General features: G+C 65.7%; 21 protein-coding genes. 8 read left to right on the top strand and 13 right to left on the bottom strand.

The window, feature by feature from the left end:
• Nucleotides 1-34: 34 nt before the first annotated feature.
• Both Q0894_RS03415 and Q0894_RS03410 read right to left on the bottom strand, forming a co-directional pair.
• Nucleotides 35-1,795 (bottom strand): potassium channel protein, encoded by a 1,761-nt coding sequence (locus tag Q0894_RS03415; protein WP_299231510.1) that lies wholly within the window; start codon nucleotides 1,793-1,795, stop codon nucleotides 35-37.
• A gap of 16 nt (nucleotides 1,796-1,811) precedes the next feature.
• Nucleotides 1,812-2,195, bottom strand: a complete 384-nt coding sequence (locus Q0894_RS03410) for a DUF6394 family protein (RefSeq protein ID WP_132041587.1) — start codon at nucleotides 2,193-2,195, stop codon at nucleotides 1,812-1,814.
• Between the two features lie 211 nt (nucleotides 2,196-2,406).
• Here Q0894_RS03410 and Q0894_RS03405 point away from each other — a divergent pair, with 211 nt between their 5' ends.
• Both Q0894_RS03405 and Q0894_RS03400 read left to right on the top strand, forming a co-directional pair.
• Entirely contained in the window at nucleotides 2,407-3,093 is a 687-nt protein-coding gene (locus tag Q0894_RS03405; RefSeq protein WP_299231508.1) for an HAD-IA family hydrolase, read from the top strand.
• 69 nt (nucleotides 3,094-3,162) lie between these two features.
• The gene (locus Q0894_RS03400) at nucleotides 3,163-3,537 is read left to right on the top strand and encodes a translation initiation factor Sui1 (protein WP_299231506.1); all 375 of its coding nucleotides are present in this window, start codon (nucleotides 3,163-3,165) and stop codon (nucleotides 3,535-3,537) included.
• Here Q0894_RS03400 and Q0894_RS03395 read toward each other — a convergent pair.
• Nucleotides 3,518-4,411: an NAD-dependent protein deacetylase gene (locus Q0894_RS03395; protein ID WP_299231504.1), complete on the bottom strand. Its 894-nt coding sequence runs from the start codon at nucleotides 4,409-4,411 to the stop codon at nucleotides 3,518-3,520. The two genes, Q0894_RS03400 and Q0894_RS03395, sit on opposite strands and share 20 nt — an antisense overlap.
• 102 nt (nucleotides 4,412-4,513) lie before the next feature.
• Here Q0894_RS03395 and Q0894_RS03390 point away from each other — a divergent pair, with 102 nt between their 5' ends.
• The gene (locus Q0894_RS03390; protein WP_299231501.1) at nucleotides 4,514-5,410 is read left to right on the top strand and encodes a nuclease-related domain-containing protein; all 897 of its coding nucleotides are present in this window, start codon (nucleotides 4,514-4,516) and stop codon (nucleotides 5,408-5,410) included.
• An 18-nt stretch (nucleotides 5,411-5,428) separates the two neighbouring features.
• Here Q0894_RS03390 and Q0894_RS03385 read toward each other — a convergent pair whose 3' ends face one another.
• Entirely contained in the window at nucleotides 5,429-6,778 is a 1,350-nt protein-coding gene (locus Q0894_RS03385) for a deoxyguanosinetriphosphate triphosphohydrolase (protein WP_132041593.1), read from the bottom strand.
• Nucleotides 6,779-7,017: 239 nt separating this feature from the next.
• Here Q0894_RS03385 and Q0894_RS03380 point away from each other — a divergent pair, with 239 nt between their 5' ends.
• Together Q0894_RS03380 and Q0894_RS03375 are read left to right on the top strand one after the other, a co-directional pair.
• The gene (locus Q0894_RS03380) at nucleotides 7,018-8,592 is read left to right on the top strand and encodes a peptide MFS transporter (protein ID WP_299231498.1); all 1,575 of its coding nucleotides are present in this window, start codon (nucleotides 7,018-7,020) and stop codon (nucleotides 8,590-8,592) included.
• Nucleotide 8,593: 1 nt separating this feature from the next.
• A complete protein-coding gene (locus Q0894_RS03375; RefSeq protein WP_299231496.1) occupies nucleotides 8,594-10,408 on the top strand; it encodes an aminopeptidase P family protein in 1,815 nt (604 codons plus the stop codon).
• A 134-nt stretch (nucleotides 10,409-10,542) separates the two neighbouring features.
• Here the strand turns inward: Q0894_RS03375 and Q0894_RS03370 are convergent, their stop codons facing one another.
• The 8 genes from Q0894_RS03370 to Q0894_RS03335 all read right to left on the bottom strand — a co-directional run bounded on the left by Q0894_RS03370 (nucleotide 10,543) and on the right by Q0894_RS03335 (nucleotide 19,253).
• Nucleotides 10,543-12,036: a tripartite tricarboxylate transporter permease gene (locus tag Q0894_RS03370; protein ID WP_299231494.1), complete on the bottom strand. Its 1,494-nt coding sequence runs from the start codon at nucleotides 12,034-12,036 to the stop codon at nucleotides 10,543-10,545.
• A 7-nt stretch (nucleotides 12,037-12,043) separates the two neighbouring features.
• Nucleotides 12,044-12,496 (bottom strand): tripartite tricarboxylate transporter TctB family protein, encoded by a 453-nt coding sequence (locus tag Q0894_RS03365; protein WP_299231492.1) that lies wholly within the window; start codon nucleotides 12,494-12,496, stop codon nucleotides 12,044-12,046.
• Nucleotides 12,493-13,488 (bottom strand): tripartite tricarboxylate transporter substrate-binding protein, encoded by a 996-nt coding sequence (locus tag Q0894_RS03360; protein WP_299231490.1) that lies wholly within the window; start codon nucleotides 13,486-13,488, stop codon nucleotides 12,493-12,495. The genes Q0894_RS03365 and Q0894_RS03360 overlap by 4 nt, the downstream gene beginning before the upstream one ends.
• Nucleotides 13,489-13,550: 62 nt before the next feature.
• Entirely contained in the window at nucleotides 13,551-14,753 is a 1,203-nt protein-coding gene (locus tag Q0894_RS03355) for a CoA transferase (protein ID WP_299231488.1), read from the bottom strand.
• A gap of 8 nt (nucleotides 14,754-14,761) precedes the next feature.
• Complete coding sequence (locus tag Q0894_RS03350) at nucleotides 14,762-15,712, bottom strand: hydroxymethylglutaryl-CoA lyase (protein WP_299231486.1); 951 nt, start codon at nucleotides 15,710-15,712, stop codon at nucleotides 14,762-14,764.
• Nucleotides 15,713-15,906: 194 nt separating this feature from the next.
• Nucleotides 15,907-17,322: a nitrogen regulation protein NR(I) gene (ntrC, locus tag Q0894_RS03345; RefSeq protein ID WP_299231484.1), complete on the bottom strand. Its 1,416-nt coding sequence runs from the start codon at nucleotides 17,320-17,322 to the stop codon at nucleotides 15,907-15,909.
• Nucleotides 17,315-18,361, bottom strand: a complete 1,047-nt coding sequence (gene glnL, locus Q0894_RS03340; RefSeq protein WP_299231575.1) for a nitrogen regulation protein NR(II) — start codon at nucleotides 18,359-18,361, stop codon at nucleotides 17,315-17,317. The genes ntrC and glnL overlap by 8 nt, the downstream gene beginning before the upstream one ends.
• Before the next feature lie 331 nt (nucleotides 18,362-18,692).
• Entirely contained in the window at nucleotides 18,693-19,253 is a 561-nt protein-coding gene (locus Q0894_RS03335) for a DUF4124 domain-containing protein (RefSeq protein WP_299231482.1), read from the bottom strand.
• A 164-nt stretch (nucleotides 19,254-19,417) separates the two neighbouring features.
• On the opposite strand from Q0894_RS03335, the gene Q0894_RS03330 reads away from it, so the two are divergent.
• The gene (locus tag Q0894_RS03330) at nucleotides 19,418-20,134 is read left to right on the top strand and encodes a divalent cation transporter (protein ID WP_299231480.1); all 717 of its coding nucleotides are present in this window, start codon (nucleotides 19,418-19,420) and stop codon (nucleotides 20,132-20,134) included.
• Nucleotides 20,135-20,269: 135 nt separating this feature from the next.
• On the opposite strand, the gene glnA is transcribed toward Q0894_RS03330, so the two are convergent.
• A complete protein-coding gene (gene glnA, locus Q0894_RS03325) occupies nucleotides 20,270-21,676 on the bottom strand; it encodes a glutamate--ammonia ligase (RefSeq protein ID WP_299231478.1) in 1,407 nt (468 codons plus the stop codon).
• Between the two features lie 453 nt (nucleotides 21,677-22,129).
• Between glnA and Q0894_RS03320 the strand changes: the two genes are divergently transcribed.
• Nucleotides 22,130-22,681 carry a hypothetical protein gene (locus Q0894_RS03320; RefSeq protein ID WP_299231476.1) on the top strand — a complete coding sequence of 184 codons (552 nt, stop codon included), beginning with the start codon at nucleotides 22,130-22,132 and terminating at the stop codon, nucleotides 22,679-22,681.
• 157 nt (nucleotides 22,682-22,838) lie between these two features.
• Nucleotides 22,839-24,689: a translational GTPase TypA gene (gene typA / locus Q0894_RS03315; protein WP_299231474.1), complete on the top strand. Its 1,851-nt coding sequence runs from the start codon at nucleotides 22,839-22,841 to the stop codon at nucleotides 24,687-24,689.
• Nucleotides 24,690-24,704 lie beyond the last annotated feature (15 nt).

Genomic DNA, 24,704 nt, shown 5'->3' with positions numbered 1-24,704 from the left:
GGCCAACGATATCGCCCCTGTGTAGCCTGGAGCGTCATGTTCGAGGGTGCCGACTGTTCGACGTGTTGCCACGGCAACGCCCCCCAAACCTATCAGCAAGCCACCTGAACACATAGCCCCGCGGTGGATCGACTCCCGTCAGGACATAATGAAGCGTATAGGGATTATGGAGCGTCGCCTGCAGCATGAGCTCCGCCGCCTGTACCCCGCAGAAGAGCAGCTCATCCCCCGCCTCGAGGGGAAAGTCGGCGTCCGGTAGCATGATCGACTGCCCCTCGCGGCGAATGGCCAGCATTTCGCACGGTAGCGCCTGGGAGAAGTAGCGCGCATCACGACACAGGGCTCCGGGCGTGACCACGCCCTCCTCGCTCAGAAGTCGGGTCACGGCCGGCGCCTCGTCCGGGTTCAGTCTGACCGACCACAGGTGTGGGGGTTCGTCACCGACGGCCGCCTGCAGTCGAGCCACCAGTGCCTCTGTCCGGGTCGGCTCCCGCTGCGCCAGCCAGTCGATCAACTCCTGGATCAGCGGCGAGATCAGCAGCTTCAGGATGCGACGCGCCGTCGTCAGGCTGTGCTGAAGCACCAGATCGGTCCTTGCGGCATCGAAGACCACCTGATTCTCATGGCTGTTCTGACGCACGATGCGGAATACATCGGGGTTGAGCTCATTGACCGACAACAGCGTACTGAGATTGTCGGCATCGCGATTCATCGCGGCAACGATACCGGCAGCGTCTCCGATACCGGCCGCCTCCAGCGCCGAGTGGTCGGCCTGAGCCAACACCGGGTCCCCTTCTGTGTCGGTCTCATCACTTCTCTCGCACGGATCGATAACGCGGACGCCGATACCATGGTCATGGAGACAACGATGGATCCGGTGGCCCATTCGGCCGAACCCACACAGGATCCACTCCCCCTGGGGCACCCGCAACGGCGCGCCGAGCGTCACGCCGGGTGCGCCGACAAACCACGCATTGAGGTTATGGAGTTCTGAGCGTGCAATCACCCAGTAGAGAAGCTGCGCGAAGATCAGGAAGGGGTCGACCACCGTGACATTGTCCAGCGCTCGTAGCGTGGCACCATGACGCGTCGAGGTGGAACGGCAGATGACCCGCAGCCGTGGATTGAGGTGCCGAGACATCACCGCAATCTTGAGATTGGTATCGTCGTCGTTGGTCAGCGTCACCAGGGCCCGACAGGCGGGGTGCTCGACCCCTGCCGCCAGTAGATGCTTGGGCGCACTGGCGTCCGCGCAGAGCCCCGGCATCGCCACCGTGTAGTCGCGTACCCCCAGCGCCTTGATGCGCTCCGGGTCCACATCGAGAATCACCGCTCGCATGCGATGGTCGCTCAGTCCCCGGGCAAGCAGGCTGCCGGCATCACCGAAACCGCACAGGATGACGAAAGGCTCAGCGTTGCGCCTGACCTTGCGCGCGAACCGGAAGCCATCCATTGACTGGATGAAGTGAGGGTTCTGAACCAGGTTGATCAGCGACCCAATCGCATAGAACCAGGCGATGGCACCGGTATAGAGGCAGAAGATCGTCCACAGGCGCTGTTCATCGCTGAAACCGTTGGGTAGTTCGCCAAAGCCGGTCGTGGTCGCCGTGTAGGTAAAGAAATAGAAGGCGTGGAAGAGGTCCATGTGGGTCGTTTCACCATCGACGACCCGCCCCGGCATCAGGACCATGCCGATGATCCCCACCGAATAGACGAAGAGCAGCACGAACAGCGGCCGGCGCATGTAGCGCAGAAGGATCATTCCTACACGATCGAGATCAGAAGTGGTCGTCATCGGCTCGTTCGCCCAACTAGCGCCGCGATAACAGCGTATCGCCGACCAGGATCGCCGTTGCGATGATATTCGCCACCAGCGCCCCCCTGGCGATCGAGATGATATCGGCCATCGCACCCGCTTCCGGAACGCCCCAGCCGCTGGGCACCGTGACGATCCAGATGATGCGCGCCGTGATCAGCAGGGCCCCGGCTACCAGCCCGGATGCCAACAGCAAGGCGCCGGTCTCGGAGCGATCCCCCAGCTTCAGGCCGATCGCCACCAGGTTGGCGATGATGGCAAGGGTGAGAATCCACACATTATGATGCGCTGCCGCCTCGAGGCCATGCGCAACGAAGGCGGCATTGAGGCTCAGGGTGAGGATGATGAAGAAACCGAAGACGACACGTTCGAAATTCATTGGCCCACTCCTGACCGAGACGCGTCGTCAGTATAGGTGGGTGGCCTCTAAGACCGCGAATGCCAGCGCCGTGACTCCGCGACATCCAATTTTCGGGATATTTATGAACAGTGTTCAAAAATCAGCGTAACTGGGCTTTAATATTGGGCAGGGAGCCCCGACATCTGTAACAATGGATTTATAACGCCCTGTTTCCTCGTGAGGCCCGGTGATGGCACATCCACTCTGCCTGCTCTTCGACTGCGACGGCACCCTGGTCGATAGCGAGCCGCTGCTCGCCGACGAAATGGCCACGGCACTGAACGCCGTGGGCCTGCCGTTCCAGGCCACCGACTATATCGGCGAGTTCCGCGGGGCCCGCTTCCGACGCATTGTCGCTGAGCTGGAGAACCGTCATGGCAGCGTCGACCCCAAGGTGCTCGGGCCACTGGAAACCAGCATGCGAGCCAACCTCGACCGGCGTCTGGCGACAGAGCTCATTCCCATCGAGGGAGCCACCGAAGCGCTGGCGGCCCTGTCGACCTTCCCCATGGGCGTGGTCTCCAACGGGCCCGAGAACAAGATCCGCACCTCCCTGGTGGCTACCGGCCTAGACACCCTGTTCGGCGACCACCTGTTCAGTGCCTACACCGCCAACTGCTGGAAACCGGATCCCTGCCTCTACCTGCATGCGGCACAGAGGATGGGCTACTCCCCCCACCACTGCCTGGCCATCGAGGATTCGGTGGTCGGCGTCAAGGCGGCCCTCGATGCCGGCATGCTGGTCGTCCACCTCAACCGCTTCCCCGATGCGGAAATCACGCCCGAAGGCGCCATCATGATCACCAGCATGTTCCAGCTCCCCTCGGTAGTGGCACGCCTCTCACGCAACCTGGACGCACGCACCGCCACGCGCTGAGGGCCATGCAGGACGCAGCCACAGCCGCTATCATCCCGGCCTGAAGCCACCCACCCCGGGAGCCACACCATGTCATCACTCCAGGACCAGCTGCGTGGTCTCGTCTACTCCACCGAGCATGGCGAGACCTGCCCCGACTGCCGCCACCCCGTCGCCGACTGTCGCTGTGCCGAGCAGGCGGAACAGGCACGTCTTTCCGAACTCGACGGCATCGTGCGGATTCGCCGCGAGACCAGCGGCCGCAAGGGCAAGGGCGTCACCACCATCAGCGGCGTGCCACTGCCCGAGGCCGATCTCAAGCGCCTGGCCAAGCTGTTGAAGAAGCGCTGCGGCATCGGCGGTGCCGTCAAGGAGGGGGTGATCGAGATCCAGGGCGACCACCGCGAGACACTCAAGGCGGAGCTCGAGAGCCGCGGCTACACGGTCAAGCTGGCCGGCGGTTGAGGCGCCCCTCAGCAAGCCGGGCTTCCAGCCTCTCGACCAGCGCCCCGAGCGAGGCGTCTACCGGGGCCGTCACCTTCAGGGTATAGAGGTCGTCGGCACGGGTACGCCCCAGGTTGAGGCATGCGATGGGCTTGCCCTGCTGGGCCGCGGCTCGCGCGAAGCGAAAACCCGAATAGACCATCAGCGAGGAGCCAACCACCAGCAGGGCATCACACTCCTCGATCAGGGCAAAGGCGCGCTCGACCACGCCACGCGGCACGCTGTCACCGAAGAACACCACATCGGGCTTCCAGATGCCGTCGCCGCAGCGCGAGCAATCGGGCACCCGGAAGGCGGAGAAGTCCGCTTCCAGATCGGCATCCCCGTCCGGTGCCGCGGCCGCGCCGAGGGTCGTCCAGCGCGGGTTAAGGCTCTCGAGCTCGGCGTGCAGGGCATGACGCATGCGGCTGGAGCCACATCCCATGCAGCGCACCCGGTCGGCGCGACCATGCAGGTCGATCACCCGCCGCGAGCCTGCGCGCTGATGCAGGCCATCCACGTTCTGAGTGATCATCCCACGAACATGCCCCAGGCTCTCGAGTCGTGCCAGGGCCTGGTGCGCCGCATTGGGCCGCGCCTCATCCAGGGTGCGAAAGCCCACCAGGGCGCGGGCCCAGTAGCGCTGCCGAGCGGCATGGCTGCCCATGAACTGACGATGCTCCATGGGCGGCGAGCGTTTCCACTCGCCGGCGGCGTCGCGATAATCGGGAATGCCACTGGCGGTGCTGATGCCGGCTCCACCGAGCACCGCCAGCCGTGGATGGCGCTCGACAAACTCGACGAGTGCCGCCAGATTTGCCTCGCTGGTCTCGGGTTTCACCTGTGCTGCCGTCATCCTGATGCCTCGCTGTCTGCGCCAAACAGAGCATGGCCCCGCGCGGGGCAGGTTGTCTAGAATGGGCCACCTCTCGCCGCTTCCCCCTAGCAAGGAATCCCGATGGCCTGGCTGGAATACCTGCTACCCCTGATCTTCCTGTTTCCCCTCGCCGCCATGGGGGGAATCGTCGTGGCGCTTCGCAACCTCCATGATGCACGGGTGCACTCACCCTTCGATGCTCAACCGCTGCGTGAGCCCGGCCAGCAGCTGCGCGACCGTCTCGACGACGCCTTCGCCGGACTCTACCTGAGTGGTGCCCTGGGCCCCATCATCACGCTTGCCCCGCTGGTCTACGGCATGGGCCGCATGCTCCTTGCCACGGAACAGATCTGGGTGGAGTGGGCCTTCTACGGGGCGCTGAGCACCCTGCTGGTGCTGACCTTCAGCTTTCGACTGATGCGTGACTTCCAGCGCATCCGCCGCCTCAAGCTGGGGCTGGCCTGCGAACTGGCAGTCGGCCAGGAGCTGGAACGGCTGGTGCGCCCGGAAGCCCACCCCTTCTACGTCTTTCACGATGTGCCGGCGGCCGATACACGCATCGACCACGTGGTGGTCACACCCTGCGGCGTCTTCGTGGTGGAGACCCGAGCCCGCTCCCGCCCCTTTACCCCCTCCGGAGAAGAGCAGTACCGGCTCGTGGTAGAGCCCTCGCGGCTGCGCTTCCCGGGCTGGAACGAGCGCACACCGTTGAACAAGACCCGCGAACTGGCGCGCTGGATGGCCGAGTGGCTGAGCTCACGCACCGGCCGCACGGTACCGGTGATGGGCGTGCTGACCCTTCCCGGCTGGCAGGTGGACGCCAGCCAGGGACCCGACGACCTGCTGGTGGCCAGCGGCGACCAGCTGGCCAGCCGCCTGGCCGAACTGTGTCCCGGCGACTTCGATGCCGCCACCCACGATGCGGTCATCGCCACCCTGCTCGAGCATGCCGGAGCGAGTCGGGCACCAGGCGAGTAACGGGTCCGCCGAGTCGACTCAATCCCCGCGCAGCCGCCCTCCCATCTCCTGGGCCAGGTCCACGGCATAGTGATCGGTCATGCCGCCGATAAAGTCGAGCATGCGTCGATAACTGTCGTAGAGGCTCCATGAGGAGCGCGGCGTATTCTCGCCTATCAGCGCCAGCACCCGCTGGTGCTTGAAGGTCGACCTGCCGGTGTAGTGCAGCTCATGGGCCGCACCGATAAACGCCTCGAGCAGGATGCCCAGGGTGGTGTAGGCCCCGATCTCGAGCTTGGCCTTGCGCTCGTTCTGGAAGATGCGCTCCCGGGCCAGCTGCTTGGCCGCCTTCACCCCCCAGTCCAGATCGGGATGACACAATTCCAGCAAGTCTGCCTGCAGTCGCCCCCCCAGCAGTTCCGCCTCATGCTGCACGAACACCGCCCCCACGTCGTTGACCGCGCGCTCCATGGCCGCCCCACGCAGGGCCGCGATGCGCCGGCGCTGGGAGACCCCCTGACGTTGCATGGCGGTGTAGTCGCTCGGAGCCCCACCGGCGATCTGGATCAGGATCTCGGCGACTTCGTCATAGCGCAGGATGTCCATTTCCAGGCCATCCTCCAGGTCGAGCAGGGCATAGCAGATATCGTCGGCGGCCTCGACCAGCCAGGCCAGGGGGTGGCGGCACCAGCGCCCCTCTCCTCTGGGCAACAACCCCAGTCGTTCGACCACCTCGACCAGCAGCTCACGCTCGCTCTGATAGCAGCTGAACTTGCCCGCCGCTCCGCCATGTTCCACCGTCCAGGGATACTTGAGCAGGGTCCCCAGGGTCGCCGTGGTCAGGCGCATGCCGCCACGGAACTGGTTGTACTCGATCTGGGTAACCACTCGGAAGCCCTGGGCATTGCCCTCGTAGGTCAGCAGATCCTCGCGCTCCAGGGGTGACAACCCCTCGAGCAAGCCCTTGCCATCGGCCTCGGCGCGCTTGAACCAGTCGCGGATGGCGTACTCCCCGGCATGGCCGAAGGGCGGATTGCCGATATCGTGACCGAGGCAGGCGGCCTGCACGATCACACCCAGGTCGGCCGGTGTGATCCATGCCGGCAGCCGGCCGCTCAGCCCCTCGCCGACGATCATGCCCAGCGAGCGCCCCACACAGCCAACCTCCAGCGAGTGGGTCAGCCGTGTATGGATGTGGTCATTGTCGGTCAGCGGGTGCACCTGGGTCTTGCGCCCCAGCCGCCGGAAGGAGCCGGCGAAGACGATCCGGTCGTGATCCTTGTGGAAGGGGCTGCGGCCGATCTCACCGCGGCCGTTCCCGGGGCGCGCGCCGCGCCGGTCATGTAGCCGCCCCGGATCGAGCAGCCGCTCCCAGCTCATCTGCGTCATGGGCAATCTCTCCTTGGAAGCCCCATTCTGGCACCGGCGGATGCAACCTGGCCATCGCGATGCACCGCGACCGATCAACATCGTTTCGCCTACTAACGAATTTCCATAGAATCACCTGCCCAGACCGCGTCATTCAGCAAGAACACCAGGCAAGGGCGGAGCCAGACCGCAGGCTCGCCTGGCAACCTCCCGCTCGACGCGACCCCAACGCCACAAACACCTGACAAGGCAGACGCTTCATGTCCTCGACTTCCGATGCTCCCGCCACGACGCCCCGAGGGGATCGCGGCTTCTTCGGCCACCCCCGACCGCTCGGGTCACTGTTCTTCACCGAGATGTGGGAGCGCTTCTCCTACTACGGCATCCGCCCGCTGCTGGTGCTGTTCATGGCCGCCGGCCTCGCCGAGGGCGGTCTCGGCTTCAGCCGCGAGGATGCCGCGGCCATCGTCGGCATCTACGCCGGCGCCATCTACCTCTCCGCCCTGCCCGGCGGCTGGCTGGCCGACAACTGGCTCGGTCAGCGCCGCGCCGTCTGGTATGGCTCGATCCTGATCGCCCTGGGCCATCTGGCCATCGCCCTCTCGGCGCTGTGGGGTGCCAGCGCCTTCTTCGTCGGCCTGCTGCTGATCGTGCTCGGCTCGGGGCTGTTCAAGACCTGCATCACCGTGATGGTGGGCAGCCTCTACGAGGAAGAGGATGCACGCCGCGACGGCGGCTTCGCGATCTTCTACATGGGCATCAATCTGGGTGCCCTGCTGGCCCCGCTGATGACCGGCCTGCTGATCGAGAGCGGCGGCTGGCACTGGGGCTTCGGCATCGGCGGCCTGGGCATGCTGGCGGCTCTGCTGATTTTCCGCCTGTGGGCGATCCCCGCCATGCGCCGCGCTGACGCCGAGCGCGGTCGCGAGGCCAGCTGGGACGCCCCGGCGGTCAAGCGTCGCGGCGTGGGACTGGCAGTCTCGGGGCTGTCGATCCTCGGCGCCGCCCTGGTGGCGCTTGCGGCCGTCGGCGTGATCCGGCTCGACCCGGTGGCGATTGCCGAGGCCATGACCAGCGTGATCATCGTCTGCGCCCTGGGCTTCTTCGTCTATCTGATGGCCTTCGCCGGCCTCGACGCCCGGGAGCGCGCCCGGGTAGTGGTGGCCTTCCTGCTGATCGTCGCCTCGGCCTTCTTCTGGGCCTCCTTCGAGCAGCAGCCCACCTCCTACAACCTCTTCGCCAACGACTACACCGACCGCGCCCTGTTCGGCTGGGAGATCCCCACGGTGTGGTTCCAGTCGCTCAATGCCGTCTTCATCATTCTGCTCGGCCCGCTGTTCGGCTGGCTGTGGCCGGCCCTGGGCCGCCGCGGACTGGAGCCGGGCAGCGCCACCAAGTTCGTGATGGGACTGCTGTTCGCCGCCGCGGGTTTCGGCCTGATGATGCTCGCCGCCCGCCAGGTGCTGGTCGGTGACGGCCTGGTCTCGCCGCTGTGGATCACCGCCAGTCTGCTGCTGCTGACCCTCGGCGAGATGTGCCTGAGCCCGGTGGGCCTCTCCACCATGAGCACCCTGGCGCCCCAGCGCATCCGCGGCCAGCTGATGGGCCTGTGGTTCACCTCCCTGGCGCTGGGCAACCTGGTGGCCGGCCTGATCGGCGGCAACGTCAGCGCCGACAAGCTCGCCGAGCTGCCGGCACTGTTCGGCCGCTCGGCCGTGGCACTGGTACTCTGTGCCCTGGTTCTGGCGCTGCTGACACCGCTGATCGGCCGCATGCTCAAGGGCGGCCAGCGCACCACCGCCACATCTTCCTCCTCCTCGACCTCTGGAGCCTGACATGAGCCAAGTCCTCTCGACGCCCGCGGACCGACTCGCCGCCCTGCGTACCGTCATGCGCGAGCACGCCATCGACGCCTGGTGGCTGCCCTCCTCCGATCCCCACAACTCCGAGTATCTGCCCGAGCACTGGGCCGGCCGCGCCTGGCTCTCCGGCTTCGACGGCTCGGTAGGCACCCTGGTGGTGACCCAGGAGGCCGCCGGAATGTGGGTCGACAGCCGTTACTTCGTGCAGGCCGAGGCGCAACTGGCGGGTAGCGGCATCGCCATGATGAAACTGGTTCAAGGCCAGGCCACGGCGCCCATGGAGTGGCTGGCCGAACGCCTCCCGGCCGGCGCCACCGTTGGCTACGACGCCCAGGTGGTCGCTCTGGCCCACGCCAGCCAGATGGAAGAGATTTTCGGCCCCGTCGGCATCGCCCAGCGCGGTGACCTGGACCTGCTCGACGCCATTTGGCCGGATCGTCCGGCGCTGCCGGCGCAGCCGCTCTACGCCCAGCCCGCCGCCTTCCGGGACGAGACACGCCCCGAGCGTCTGGCGCGGGTGCGCGCGGCCATGACCGAGCAGGGTGCCGACTGGCACCCGATCTCGACCCTGGACGACATCGCCTGGCTGACCCAGCTGCGCGGCGACGATGTCGCCTACAACCCGGTGTTCCTCGCCCACCTGCTGGTAGGCCGGGAGACGGCAACCCTGTTCATCGCCCCCGGCACCGTCGATGCAGAGCTCGAGGCGGCGCTGGCCGCCGACGGCATCGACATCGCCCCCTACGACGACTGGCGCGCGCATCTCGCTGCCCTGCCCGCCGAGTCATGCGTGCTGCTCGACCCGGCCAGGCTGACCCTGGGCACCCGCCAGGCGCTGCCCGCCGAGATGGCAGCGGTCGAGGCCTTCCAGCCAAGCACCCTGGACAAGGGGTGCAAGACCGACCAGGAGCTGGCCCACGTGCGGCGCACCATGGAGGCCGACGGGGCCGCCCTGTGCCGCTTCTTCGCCTGGCTGGAGCAGGCGCTTTCGCGCGGCGAGCGAGTCACCGAGCTGGATGTGGAGACGCGGCTGCGCGAGGAGCGCGCCCGGGACCCGCACTTCGTCAGCGAGAGCTTCAACACCATTGCCGCCTTCAACGCCAACGGCGCCCTGCCCCACTACCGGGCCACGCCCGAGGCACACGCGGTGATCGAGGGCGACGGCCTGCTGCTGATCGACTCCGGCGGCCAGTACCACGGCGGCACCACCGACATCACTCGCATGGTGCCGGTAGGCGAGGTCTCGGCGGCCCAGCGCGAGGACTGCAGCCTGGTGCTCAAGGGCACCATCGCCCTCTCCCGGGCTCGGTTCCCGCAGGGCATCGCCGCCCCCCGTCTGGACGCCATCGCCCGGGCACCGCTATGGGCCACCGGCCGCGACTACGGCCATGGTACCGGCCACGGCGTGGGCTACTTTCTCAACGTCCACGAAGGGCCCCAGGTGATCAGCGCCGGCGCGCCGGTGGCGCCCCACACCGCCATGCGTGCGGGGATGATCACCTCCATCGAGCCCGGGGTGTATCGACCGGGGCAGTGGGGGGTGCGCATCGAGAACCTGGTCGCCAACCGGCCGGCCGAGGCGAGCGACTTCGGTGACTTCCTGCGCTTCGAGACGCTGACACTGTGTCCGATCGACACCCGCTGCCTCGACGTCGCGCTGCTCGACGCCGCCGAAGCCGACTGGCTCGACGCCTACCACGCCGAGGTGCGCGAACGACTCGCCCCCCGCCTCGAGGGCGACGCCCTGGCCTGGCTCGAGGAACGCACCCGGCCGCTCGCGCAAGGCTAGGCGAGCCTCGCCCCCTGCTGGACGAAGCCCAACAGGAAAGGGACGGAAAGGGGCGCCGGCATGCCGGCGCCCCTTTTTCGTTGGAGTCGTTGGAGCCTCGATGAGCGTGCGGCTCGAAGGGAAGAGGCCGTGATCTACCTCCGCCGTTTCATCAGCCAGTGGAACAGCAGCCCGCCCAGCAGCAGGGCGATGGCGAAGAGATAGATCCCCACCGAGATGCCACTGTTCCAGATGATGCTCCAGTCGCCCCCGGAGATCGACATGGCGCGACGCAGGTTGTACTCCATCTGCCCCCCCAGCAGCAGCCCCAGCACCACCGGCACCGTGGGAATCTCCAGCTTGCGCAGCACATAGCCCAGCACGCCGAAGGCCAGCATCAGATAGAGGTCGAAGGCGCTGTTGCCAAGCGAATAGACCCCGACGAAGGCGACCATGACCACCATGGGCATCAGGAACCAGCCCGGCGCGCGCAGCACGCGGGCGAAGAGCCCCACCAACGGGATATTGAGTGCCAGCAGCATCAGGTTTCCGATAAACAGCGCCGCCACCAGGCCCCACACCAGCTCGGGCTGGTTCTCGAACAGCAGCGGCCCCGGCGTGATATTCATCGACAGCAGCAGGGCCAGCAGGATGGCCGTGGTCCCGCTGCCGGGAATGCCCAGCGACAGCATGGGAATCAGCGCGCCACCGGCAGCGGCGTTATTGCCCGCCTCCGGGGCCGCCACCCCGTGAGGGTCGCCATTGCCGAAGTCACCACGCGCGCCCTGCCAGCGACGCTCCAGGGTATAGGAGAGGAAGCTGCCCAGCGCCGCCCCCGCCCCCGGCAGCACGCCGGCGATGAAACCCAGCACCGAGCTGCGCCCGATGCTGCCACGGCAGCGCCAGGCGGTGCGCACACCCGGCAGGGCGGAGCCCAGGGTCATGGTGGGCTTGCGCCCCTGATGGCTATCCTCCAGGAACACCAGGCATTCGGAGATGGCGAACAACCCCACCAGCGCCACGATAAAGTCGATGCCATCGTAGAGCTCATACCAGCCGAAGGTGTAGCGAGGCACACTGCTGACCGCATCGATGCCCACGGTGCCCAACAGCAGTCCCAGGCAGGCGGCCAGGAAACTCTTCGCCAGGTGCCCCCCGGTCACTCCACCGATGGTGGCGAAGGCCAGCACGAACAGCGCGAAGTACTCGGCCGGACCGAAGCGAATGGCGAAGTTCACCAGCACCGGGGCGAACAGCACCAGACCCACCGTCGACACCAGGGCGCCGACGAAGGAGGCGACACCGGTCAGCCCCAGCGCCTCGCCGCCACGACCCTGCTGCGCCATGGGAAAGCCATCCAGGGTGGTCATCATGGCCGGCTCGTCGCCGGGGATATTGAGCAGGATGGAGCTGATGCGGCCGCCATACATGCAGCCGTAGTAGATGCTGACCAGCAGGATCAGCGCGGCCGTGGCCGAGAGGCTGAAGTTGAAGGTGAGCGGGATCATCAGGGCCACCCCGTTGACCGGCCCGAGGCCTGGCAGCGCTCCGATCAGGGTGCCCAGCGCGCAACCCACGAGCGCCAGAAACAGGTGCTGGGGCTCGAGCGCCACGGCGAAACCCTGGGCGAGAAAGGCGAGAAGTTCCATGGCGCGTTTACCAGTTCATGCCCGGCATGTCGGGCAGCGGCATGCCGAGGGCGAATTCGAAGAGAAGATAGAGGCCCAGGGTCAACAGCAGTCCGAATGGCAGGGCCTGGCGCCAGCTGGCACCGAAGAGCCGGATCACCAGGGTCACGGTCAGCAGGGCGGTAGGCAGAAAGCCGAGTGGCTGAATCAGCCCTGCATAGACCATCAACAGGACCAGCAGGCTAAGCTGGCGGAGCAGCGCCGACCGTTCCGGCCAGCGCTGATTCACTCCCGGGCGGGCGATCAGGTAGAGCGACAGCAGCCCCAGCGGCACGCTGACCAGACGCGGGAAGGCCCCCGGTCCTATCGTCTGCCCGAAACTGCTGGTGTAGTCATGGGACAGCCACCAGGCAACCACTGCCACCAACAACAGCACTACCCCGGTGATACGATCACCGACCGCCCCAACTCCCTCTTTCACTCGATGACTCCGATCTCTCGAGAAATGGACTCCACCTGGTCGATGGTTTCCAGCACGAAGCCGTTGAACTCATCGCCACCTCGCCACAGCGGCACCAGACCATTCTGCTCGGCCACCGCCTTCCACTCCTCGCTGTCGTAGAGGGACTTCAGGTCATCGACCATGGCAGCGTAGTCCTCATCGGAGACCTCGCCACCGGTATAGAAGCCGCGCCAGTTGTAGCCGGCCACGTCATAGCCCTGGGAGGCGGCGGTGGGCAGATCATCGAAGGGAGCGGGCAACGGCTCCTCGGAGAGCACCGCCAGCACGCGTACATCGCCGGACTCGATGAAACCGGCGATCTCGCCCAGGTCGGTAGACACCACGTCGACATGACCACCCATCATCTGGGTCACCGCGGGGCCGCCGCCGTCGAACTGCACCCAGCGCAGGTTGCCGATCTGTTCATTGGGCATGCCCGCCTCCTTGGCCAGCATCAAGGCACGGATATGATCCCAGCCGCCGGCACCACTGGAGCCAGCCACGGCCAGAGCCCCGGGATCCTCAACCAGGGTGGTCATCAGCTGCTCGAGGCTCTCGTACTCGCTCTCGTCATCGACCAGAATGACCCCCACATCGGTGCCCAGCATGGCCACCCAGCGCATGGTATCGGCACCGCCGGGATACTTGCCCTGGGCGATCTGGGTCACGCCAACGGTACTGGTGGCCACCATCAGGTCACTGTCATCGGCTCGGCTGCTCTCGACCCTGGCGAAGGCCACCGCCCCCACGCCGCCTGGCATGTTGGTGATCTGCACCGGGCTTTCCACGAGGTCCAGCTCCAGCAGCAGCTTGCCGACCGAGCGGCAGGTAAAGTCCCAGCCGCCACCCGGGTCGGCCGGCGCGATGCACTCACTGATCGGCAGCGCCTGGGCCGGCGCGCTGATGGCGAGCCCGACGCCTGCCAGCGTGGCGGCGACCAGGCCGAGGCCCCCTTTCTTGACGGTACGCATTGGTGTGCTCCTTCTGCTTGTTGTTATGGCAGGCACGACTGCCTGCCCGCGGCTTCATCGCCTTAAATCACGCGACGCTCCCGCAGGGTCGTCAGCTCATCGCCCTCGATGCCCAGTTCGGCCAGCAGCTCATCGGTATGCTCCCCGAGCTGTGGCACCGGGTAGTAGAGACTCGCAGGCGCCTCGCGAAGCTTGACCGGGAAGCCGGTGACGGGCACCCGGCCGGAGGCCTGGGTCAGCTCCAGGCGCATCTCCTGGGCCTTCACCTGGGGGTCATCGAAGGTCTCGCGCAGGTCATGCACGCGCCCACAGGGGACCCCCGCGTGATTGAAGTGCTCGATCCACTCGTCGACCCGACGCGTCACGATGATGGCATTGAGTATCTCGCGCAGCGCCTCGCGGTTGGCCATGCGCCGTCGATTGTCGGCGAAGCGCTCATCGTCGAGCAGGTGCAGCATGTCCAGGGCGCCGAGGAAGCGCTCGACCATGGTGTCGTTGCTCGGCGCGATCGCCACCTCGCCATCACGGGCGGTAAACAGCCCGTAGGGATAGAGCATGGGGTGATCGTTGCCGGTGCGGGCCGGTACGCGGTCGGTGGCGAAGTACTCCGCCGCCAGGTAACCCATCATGGCGATCAGGCCGTTGGTCAGGGCCGTCTCGACGATATCGCCCTGCCCCGTGGTGGCGCGACGCACCAGGGCCGCACAGATGCCGAAGGCCAGGTTCTGGCTGGCCACCATATCGCTGATCGGCGGCGCCGCCCGCATCGGCTCGCCATCGGCGGTGCCGTTGACGCCCATGAAGCCGCTCATGGCCTGGGCGATGAAGTCGTAGGCCGGGCGGTCGCGATAGGGTCCGCTGGAGCCGAAGCCGTTGATGCGCCCCACCACGAGCCGGGGATAACGCTGGCGCAGGGTGTCGTCGTCGAGCCCCATCTTGCTCAGCACCCCCGGGCGGAAGTTCTCCACCAGCACGTCAGCATTCTCGAGCAGCCGGTGAAGGATCTGCTTGCCTTCGTCGCTGCGCAGATCGAGGGTGAGCGAGCGCTTGTTGCGATTGAACTGGGCGAAGTACCAGCTTTCGCCATCGACCATGTTGCCCTGCTGGCGAACCACGTCGCCCTTGCCGGGCGGCTCGATCTTGATCACGTCGGCACCGTGGTCGCCGAGGATCTGGGTACAGAAGGGGCCGGAGATCACTCGAGTCAGATCGATGACGCGTACGCCCGCAAGCGAGCCGGTAGAACTGGAGGAGATAGGAGTCATGTTCGCCATCATCCCTGTGCGGTGGGTACGACGCTGCAGTCGCTCAGTGCCAGGCGGGGGCCGGCCTGGGAGACCTGGGCCGGCAGACGGCGGCCCATCAGCTCGCTGGCGCGGCCTGCCGCGGCGATCAGTCCCTCGAGGTCGAGGCCGGTCTCGAGCCCCATCTCCTCGAGCAGATAGGCCAGGTCCTCGGTGGCGATATTGCCCGAGGCCCCCGGCGCAAAGGGGCAGCCGCCGAGCCCGCCGATGGAGCTCTCGTAACGGTCGACGCCGAGCGCCAGCCCCTGCATGACATTGGCCAGGCCGATGCCTCGGGTATTGTGGAAGTGGAGCGTCAGCGGAAGGTCGGGCGTCGCTTCCCGCAGCCGTGTGACACGCTCGGTGACCAGCGGCGGCGTGGCCATGCCGGTGGTATCGCCAAGAGAGAGGTGCGTCGCGCCCAGGTCGGCGAAGTGTCGAGCGATCTCGGTCACCGACTCGACCGGGACATTGCCCGTAAAGGGGCAACCGAAGGCGGTGGCGACGGCCCCCCTGAGGGCTACATCGCTACCCTCGAGCAGGCGCGCCACCTGCTCGAATCCCTCGAGTGAGGACGCCACGCTGCGGTTGACGTTCTTGGCGTTGTGACGCTCGGAGGCGGAGACGAACAGCACCACCGAGTCGACGCCCGCTTCAAGCGCCCGCTCGGCGCCCCGCAGATTGGGGACCAGGGCCGAGAGATGGAGGCCCCCCACACCACGCAGCGCCGCGACCATCTCGGCGGCATCGGCCAGCGCCGGCACCGCCCTTGGGCTGACGAAGGAGCTGATCTCGAATTCACGCACACCGGCAGCCACCAGCGCCCTGGCCAGGGACAGCTTCTGTTCGGTACTCAGCACCACCGGCTCGTTCTGGAGACCATCGCGCAACCCCACCTCGGTAACGTGGATGTGCTGGGGCGGTGTGGTGAGGGCGGACATGGCAGGCCTGCTGAATCAATGCATTCTTATGGACGCTAAGCCAGGGCATCACTCCCTCACAATGCACCTTTCGTCCTATAGCGCCGCGGGCTTACCCTCCTTTCCTCCTTATCCTCTCCCCATTTACCCCTTTTAACTGTTACCCCTTGCCGCACACGCCTCGCCGCTTATCTCTGGGGTCGTGTCATGCCTCCTCACTCTCCTTCGGCCAGCGCCGGCAACAGCGTCTTCAATTTTCGCGTCAAGGTATTACGCCCCCAGCCCAGAAGTTCGGCGGCCTCTCCCTTGCGTCCGCCGGTATGGCGCAGCGCGGTCTCGATCAGGATGCGCTCAAAGTCGGGCATGGCCTCCTCCAGCAGGTGCGTATGGCCGGCGGCCAGGGCGTGATCGGCCCAGTCGCGAAAGGCCGTCCGCCAGTCGCCGCTGGCGCTGAGCGTCTCCTCCCCCGCCTGGCGCAGTTCCGGCGGCAGATCCTCACAGAGAATCTCGCGCCCCGAGGCCATCACCGTCAGCCAACGGCAGGTATTCTCCAGCTGGCGCACGTTACCGGGCCAGGGCAGTCGCGCCAGATAGCGCTCCGCCTCGGGGGTCAGCACCTTGACGTCGGTTGCCAGCTCCCTGGCCGCCTCGGCCAGAAAGTGACGCGTCAATTGCGGGATATCCTCGCGGCGCTCGGCCAGCCGCGGCAGATGCACACGAATCACATTGAGCCGATGGAACAGATCCTCGCGGAAGCGCCCCTCCTCCACCAGCCGCTCCAGGTCCTGATGGGTGGCGGCGATGATGCGCACATCCACCTTCACCGGGGTATGCCCGCCCACCCGATAGAACTCGCCGTCGGCCAGCACGCGCAGCAGGCGGGTCTGAGCCTCGGCGGGCATGTCACCGATCTCATCGAGAAACAGGCTACCCCCGTCGGCCTGCTCGAAACGGCCCTGCCGGCTTGCGGTCGCACCGGTAAAGGCCCCCTTCTCGTGGCCGAACAGCTCGGACTCGATCAGGTCGTGGGGTATCGCCGCCATGTTCAGCGCCACGAAGGGCTTGTCCGTCCGCGGGCTGTGCTGATGCAGCGCCCGGGCGACGCGCTCCTTGCCGGTACCCGACTCACCATTGATCAGCACCGTAATGGGCGAGTGCGAGAGGCGCCCGATGGCGCGGAACACCTCCTGCATGGCCGGCGCCTCGCCGATGATTTCGGCATCCAGCCCCTCCGGGGCGCTGATCGGCCTGCGGCGCTCGCGGGCATGGGCCACCGCACGGCGCACCAGGGCCAGTGCCTCGTCGACATCGAAGGGCTTGGGCAGGTATTCGAAGGCACCGCCCTGATAAGAGGCCACGGCACTGTCCAGGTCGGAGTGGGCGGTCATCACGATCACCGGCAGCTCCGGGTGCGCCTCGCGCACCCTGGCCATCAGATCGAGACCATCGATGCCCGGCATGCGGATATCGGTCATCAGCACGTCAGGCGGGTCGGCCAGCAGGCGCTCGAGAGCCGAGTCGGCACGCTCGAGGCACTCCACGTCGAGGTCGGGCTGGGCCAGGGCGCGCTCGAGCACCCAGCGAATGGCGCGGTCGTCATCGACGACCATCACGCGTGCAACATCAGTCATGGCGCGTCTCCAGAGGAATCAGCAGTCGGAATTCGGTATGGCCCGGCGCCGAAGCGCACTCGATCAGCCCCTGGTGCTGATGCAGGATGCCCTGGGCGATGGAGAGCCCCAGGCCGCTGCCTCCGGCACGTCCCGACACCATGGGGTAGAAGAGCGTCTCCTGCAGCGCCTCGGGGATGCCCGGCCCGTTGTCGATGATCGCCACCTCACACACCAGCCGATGGCGCTCGGCTCCCAGGGTGAACTGACGACGCGCCCGGGTGCGCAGCACCAGCCGTGGCTCGGGGGTGGACGCCTCGTGCATCGCCTCCATGGCATTGCGCGCCACATTGAGCACCGCCTGAATCAGTTGCGCCTCGTCAGCGGAGAGATCCGGCAGGCTGGGGTCGTAGTCACGCTCGATGCGCACCCCGGGGTGTTCGGCAAGCACCAGGGTGCGGACCCGCTCCAGCACCTTGTGAATGCTGAGAGGTTCGTGACGGGCCACTCGATTGGGCCCCAGCATGGAGTCGACCAGATCGCGCAGGCGATCCACCTCCTCGATGATGATGCGCGTGAACTCATGATGCGCTGGATTCTCCAGGTCGCGCTCCAGCAGCTGAGCCGCGCCACGAATGCCCCCCAACGGATTCTTGACCTCGTGGGCCAGCCCCCGGGTCAACACCTTGATCGTTTCCTGGCGGGTCATCAGCGCCTCCTCCCGAGAGATGCGGATCAGTCGATCACGGGGCTCCACCTCCAGCAGCAGCTCGTCCTCGGCGAGGGGAGTGGCGGTAAAGTCCACGGTCAGTGGCTCGCCTCCCAGCAGCACCAGGCGCGCCTCACGGCGAGTGAAGGGGTGGCAGGCATCCAGCGCCTTGGTGAGCACCGCCTCCATCCCATCCTCCTGCTCCATCGACGCGCAGAGTGCACTTCCCCGAACCCGGCTCAGGCTGACCGAAAGCAGCGCCTCGGCGGCGGGATTCATCCATGTCACCCTGAGCTCACCATCCAGCAGCAGCACGGCAGTGGAGAGGTGTTCCATCAGGCGTTGGTACATCGCAGCGGCCATATCGGTTCCAGGTCAGCTTGTGCAAGAGGGGCTTGTGCAAGAGAGACGTCTAGATGAAGCAAGAAGTGGGCCAGGACGCGAGGCGCCCTGGCCGGGCTTGTGACGGGACGAGACGCCCCATGTATGCACCAAATTAGTGCATTTCGTGGCGCCCTGCATCGTCCCCGGCGACAAGCGAGACAGCCAGGATCGAGACAGCGGGGATCGAGACAGCGAGGATCGAGACAGCGGGACACACCGCCCTCCTCTCATCGGCAGGCGTTGATCAGGAGGGGGGCAGTGTCATGACTGGAGGAAGAAGGGACGCCCGTAAGGGTGGTCAGCCATTGGGCTGGCGATTCACGTTGGCGCGCAGTACGTAGATCGTCACCGGTGAGGTGCGATGGCGAATCCCACCGCGGGCATCCAGCAGCTCCGCCTGAAGCACGTGCTCACCAGGGTTCATGTTGGGCACCATGAAGGCCGAGGTGTGCATCGCCGACTGGCTGATCTGGCCATCCACCAGCAGCCTGACGCGATGATCCTCGCGCAGGTCGGGCGAGATCCCCAGATCCACGGCGACATTACCCGCCGCGCCTACCGGAAAGGCCTGCTCATGGGTCGGAGAGATGATACGGAAGCTGTCATAGGGCATGAAGGGCTGCCCCGGGCGGGACGTCGCGGGCGCACTGTCGCGGCGCGGCACGACCTGGCCGGCGTCTGCACTCCCCCGGGACGGTACCACCGTCACCGGCGCCAGCTCCACCTGCTCGCCACCCAGGTCAGGGTCGTCGGTGAATACCACATTCCCCTGGGCGTCCGTGGTGCGATAGATGGTCTGGCCGTGGGCCGTCAGTGTTACGCCCAGAGCCAGCACGAGGGTCAGGACCGTTTTGCCCATGGAGTTCTCCGCCTTGCCAAAGAGTCGATCGCCGGCAACCTGCCGCCTACCGGTAATATAGGCCACATCATAAGCAGGCCCGATGCCTCAGCGCCAGCAGCAACTGGCCGAGTGGCGAGGCTACGGCCTAGGATGGCCCTGTAGACAGCTACCCAAGGAGACCGATGGTGGACAACTGGCAAGCGGTGGTGGCACTGACGCTGATGGCGGGCATGGCGATGCCGCTAGGGGCCTGGGCGGCCTGGAAGGAGCGCATCGATATCCCGTGGCTCGAGAGCGAGCTGCGCCACGGTATCATCGCCTTCGGTGGCGGGGCGCTGCTCTCGGCGGTGGCCCTGGTGCTGGTGCCCGAGAGCCTGCCGGACCTCACCCTCGGAGGGGCTGCCGCCTGGTTCCTGGCCGGCGGCATTGCCTTTATGACACTGGACGTGATGCTGGCACGCAGCGGCTCCTCGGCCAGTCAGCTTGCCGCCATGCTCGCCGACTTCGTGCCCGAGGCGCTGGCACTGGGGGCCGCCTTCGCCTATGGCAGCAACGGCGGCATGCTGCTGGCCGGTCTGATGGCGCTGCAGAACCTGCCGGAAGGCTTCAACGCCTATCACGAGCTTCGCCAGAGCACCGCCTATTCATCACGCCGCCTGGTCGGGATGTTCTTCACCATGGCCTGGCTGGGGCCGCTCGCCGGTCTTGGTGGGTTCTGGTGGCTATCGGACTACCCCTCGGTAGTCGCAGCCATCATGCTGTTTGCCGCCGGCGGCATCCTCTACTCGGTGTTCCAGGACCTTGCCCCCCAGGCCAGGCTCGAGCGCCACTGGGGTCCGCCGCTCGGCGCGGTGTTCGGCTTCGCCCTAGGCATCATGGGCCATATGTTGATCCACTGAGCCCACGGTATTAAGACCACGGCATTGCACCCTTGATAACGCAAGCGGCACGCCCGAAGGCGTGCCGCTTGCGTTGGCCGAATAAGAGCCCGTGGGCTCTCATTAACAGCTGCAGTGCGTAGTTAACAGCTGTCGTTAACAGCTGTAGTACATGTCGAACTCGATCGGATGGGTCGCCATGCGCAGACGATCCACGTCCTCCCTCTTGAGCTCGATATAGGCATCGATCATGTCGTCGGTGAACACACCACCCTCGGTCAGGAAGGCGCGGTCATTTTCCAGCGCCTCCAGGGCCTGGTCGAGGCTATGGGCCACGGTCGGCACCTTCTTGCCCTCTTCCGGCGGCAGGTCATAGAGGTTCTTGTCCATGGCATCGCCGGGATGGATCTTGTTCTTGATACCGTCGATCCCGGCCATCAGCATCGCCGCGAAGCACAGGTAGGGGTTGGCGGTCGGGTCGGGGAAGCGCAGCTCGACACGCTTGCCCTTGGGGCTGGCGGTGTAGGGAATACGGATGGAAGCCGAACGGTTGCGGGCACTGTAGGCCAGCATGACCGGCGCCTCGAAGCCCGGCACCAGACGCTTGTAGGAGTTGGTGGAGGCGTTGGTAAAGGCGTTCAGGGCACGCGCATGCTTGATGATGCCGCCGATGTAGTAGAGCGCCATCTCGGAGAGGCCGGCGTACTCGTCACCCGCGAACTGGTTGACCCCCTCCTTCCAGAAGGACTGGTGCACATGCATGCCGCTGCCATTGTCGCCCACCACCGGCTTGGGCATGAAGGTAGCGGTCTTGCCGTAGGCGTGAGCCACGTTGTGGATCACGTACTTCATCTCCTGGACCTCGTCGGCCTTCTTGACCAGGGTGTTGAACTTGACCCCGATCTCGTTCTGGCCGGCGTTGGCCACCTCGTGGTGGTGCACCTCGACGCTCTGACCGATCGCCTCCAGGGTGTTACACATGGCACCGCGAATATCGTGGAAGCTGTCCACCGGCGGCACCGGGAAGTAGCCACCCTTGACCCGCGGCCGGTGGGCCAGGTTGCCCCCCTCGACATGACGATCGGTGGCCCAGGCCCCCTCCTCGGAGGTGATCTTGTACATCGCACCTTCGGGGTCGGCCTTCCAGTGCACCTCATCGAAGATGAAGAACTCGGGCTCCGGACCGAAGAAGGCGGTGTCGCCCATGCCGGTGGACTGCAGGTAGGCCTCGGCGCGCTTGGCGATGGAGCGCGGGTCGCGGTCATAGCCCTGCATGGTGGCCGGCTCGATGACATCGCAGCGCAGCACCAGGGTCGAGTCTTCGGTGAAGGGGTCCAGGAAGGCGGTGCCATCCTCCGGCCGCAGGATCATGTCGGACTCATTGATCCCCTTCCAGCCAGACATGGAAGAGCCATCGAACATCTGGCCGTTCTCGAAGAACTCCTCATCGACGTCACGCGCCGGAATGGTGACGTGCTGCTCCTTGCCGATGGTATCGGTGAAGCGCAGGTCGACCCACTTGACGTCATGTTCTTCGATCAGGGCGAGCGTCTTGGTAGACATGGTGTCCTCCGGTTGAGCATGGCTCGATAATTGAGGGGGGCAGGCAGCGAAATGCAGTAGCCCCGGCAAGTTGTTGTAGCACGCCGCAGGCTCACTGCCCACGACGGCCCCGCAATACTGGCTGATGATCACCTGTGATCACTTATAATTATAACAATGCAGGCAGCGTGCCAACCCTGCACCATGCAGTAAAAATATTCTCAATCTATTGAATACAGGGACCTATTTCCGAGTTTCCCCAATGATCAACAGGGGCAGACAGGCGCCGCGAAGGAGAGGCTCGACAGCTTGTGCACCAAAATGGTGCGCAAATGGAGCTTTACGCACCACCAAATAGCATCAATAACATTTGATACGTTAATTAACTTCAGGCTACACTTTATTACAACCCACCCGTCGGCCGCGACTCCAGGCCGTCGTCCAGAGCCTTTTCTTCTGGCCTCGGAGTTCCTCATGGCCTTACCATCCGGCACCCTACTCATCGATGCACGCAATGCCGGTGCAAGGCTACCCAGAGAACTGTCATTAGTGGCACCACTCACCACCGACCAGGGCGTCGAGCTGATCGTGATCGACGATACCCAGGACACCCGGGTCACCCGTATCGCCAGCCGCTACAAGGCACGCCATGTGCGCATGTCCGGCCTCCCGCTGGGCGAACGGCTCAATGCCACCATCGCTGATACCAGCGGCTCGGTGCTGGTGTTCCCCATCCTTGGCTGTATCGCCTCGACCCGTGCCCTGCTGCAGCTGGTGCAGCGCATCGATGCCGGCGAGGTTGACGCCGTGACGCTGTCCGGCGAGCCACCCGGCCTGTTCGCCCGACTGCTGAGGCGCCAGAAACCGACCCCCATCGTCGGCATCTGCATGGCCCGTCAATGGTACGAGCGCCTCGGCGGCTGTGATCCGCTGCTCGACCAGGGTGCCCTCGACGATCTGGTGGAACGCCTGCGCCACTGCGGGGCTCGCCTGGAGCGCATCACCACGGACCGCCAGGCAGGCTGATCCCTCACCAGTACCAGGATACACAGCCCACATCGGCAAACTTGCTACTCCTGCGCACCGCTAATCTGTACAATACGCGTCCCACATCCCTGCCCCGCGCCTAGGGTACTTACCAGAACGTGTACATAGGTGCGTACATATTAGCGAGTCACACCTTATGAGCACGACCGTAAGTCATTCTGATGTAAGCAATCTTCGCAACATTGCCATTATTGCCCACGTCGACCACGGCAAGACCACCCTGGTCGACAAGCTCCTCAGCCAGTCCGGCACCCTGGACCGCAAGGCCGAAGGTCAGGAGCGCGTCATGGACTCCAATGACCAGGAGAAGGAGCGCGGCATCACCATCCTGGCCAAGAACACCGCGATCCGCTGGCAGGCGCCGGCCGGCCAGGACTACCACATCAATATCGTCGACACCCCCGGACACGCCGACTTCGGCGGCGAGGTCGAGCGTGTCATGTCCATGGTCGACTCGGTGCTGCTGCTGGTCGACGCGGTCGATGGCCCCATGCCTCAGACCCGCTTCGTGACCCAGAAGGCCTTCGACCAGGGCCTGAAGCCGATCGTGGTGGTCAACAAGATCGACCGCCCTGGCGCCCGTCCCGACTGGGTGATCGACCAGATCTTCGACCTGTTCGACAACCTCGGCGCTTCCGATGAGCAGCTCGATTTCCCGATCATCTACTGCTCGGCTCTCAACGGCATCGCCGGCCCGGAGCCCGACCAGCTGGCCGAGGACATGACCCCCATGTTCCAGGCCATCGTCGATATCGTCGAGCCGCCCAAGGTCGAGCTCGACGGCCCCTTCCAGATGCAGGTCTCGGCGCTGGACTACAACAGCTATGTCGGCGTCATCGGCCTGGGCCGTATCAGCCGCGGTTCCGTCAAGCCGAACCAGCAGGTCACCGTCATCACCAAGGAAGGCGAGTCCCGCAAGGGCAAGGTCGGCCAGGTGATGACCCACCTGGGCCTGGAGCGCGTGCAGACCGACGAGGCCACCGCGGGCGATATCGTCTGCATCACCGGTATCGACAACCTGGCGATCTCCGACACCCTGTGTGACCCGGCCGCCGCCGAGGCGCTGCCGCCGCTCTCGGTGGACGAACCCACCGTCTCCATGACCTTCCAGGTCAACGATTCGCCGTTCGCCGGCAAGGACGGCAAGTTTGTCACCAGTCGCAACATCAAGGATCGCCTCGAGCAGGAGCTGATCCACAACGTGGCGCTGCGTGTCGAACAGGGCGATACTCCCGAGAAGTTCAAGGTATCCGGGCGTGGCGAGCTGCACCTCTCAGTGCTGATCGAGACCATGCGCCGCGAGGGCTTCGAGCTCGCCGTGGGCCGCCCCGAGGTGATCATCCGCGAGATCGACGGCCAGATGCAGGAGCCGTACGAGGAAGTGATCATCGACTGCGAGGAGCAGCATCAGGGTGCCATCATGGAGGAGCTCGGTTACCGCAAGGGCGAGCTCAGCAACATGAACCCCGACGGCAAGGGCCGTGTGCGTCTGGACTTCATCATCCCGGCGCGTGGCCTGATCGGCTTCCGCGGCCAGTTCATGACCCTGACCTCGGGCACCGGCATCCTCACCAGCCGCTTCGACCACTACGGCCCGCTCAAGCCCGACGCCGCCATCGAGCGCCGCAATGGGGTGCTGGTCTCCATGGTCCCGGGCAAGGCACTGGCCTACGCCCTCTATGCCCTGCAGGAGCGTGGCAAGCTGATCATCGACCACGGCACCGAGGTGTACGAGGGCATGCTGATCGGCATCAACAACCGCGCCAACGACATGGTGGTCAACCCCACCAAGGGCAAGAAGCTCGACAACATGCGCGCCTCGGGCAACGACGAGAACATCGTGCTGACCCCGCCGGTGAGGTTCTCTCTGGAGCAGGCCATCGAGTTCCTCGATGACGACGAACTGGTCGAGATCACTCCCAACCATATTCGACTGCGCAAGAAGCACCTGACCGAGAACGAGCGCAAGCGCGCCGCCAAGAAGTAAACGCTGCCGTATCGC

Origin of the sequence: uncultured Halomonas sp. (assembly GCF_947501415.1) — a bacterium.
In the GTDB taxonomy this organism is placed as follows: domain Bacteria; phylum Pseudomonadota; class Gammaproteobacteria; order Pseudomonadales; family Halomonadaceae; genus Halomonas.
Note: the sequence above shows the minus strand (reverse complement) of the source record. Positions and strands in the feature narration are given on the sequence as shown.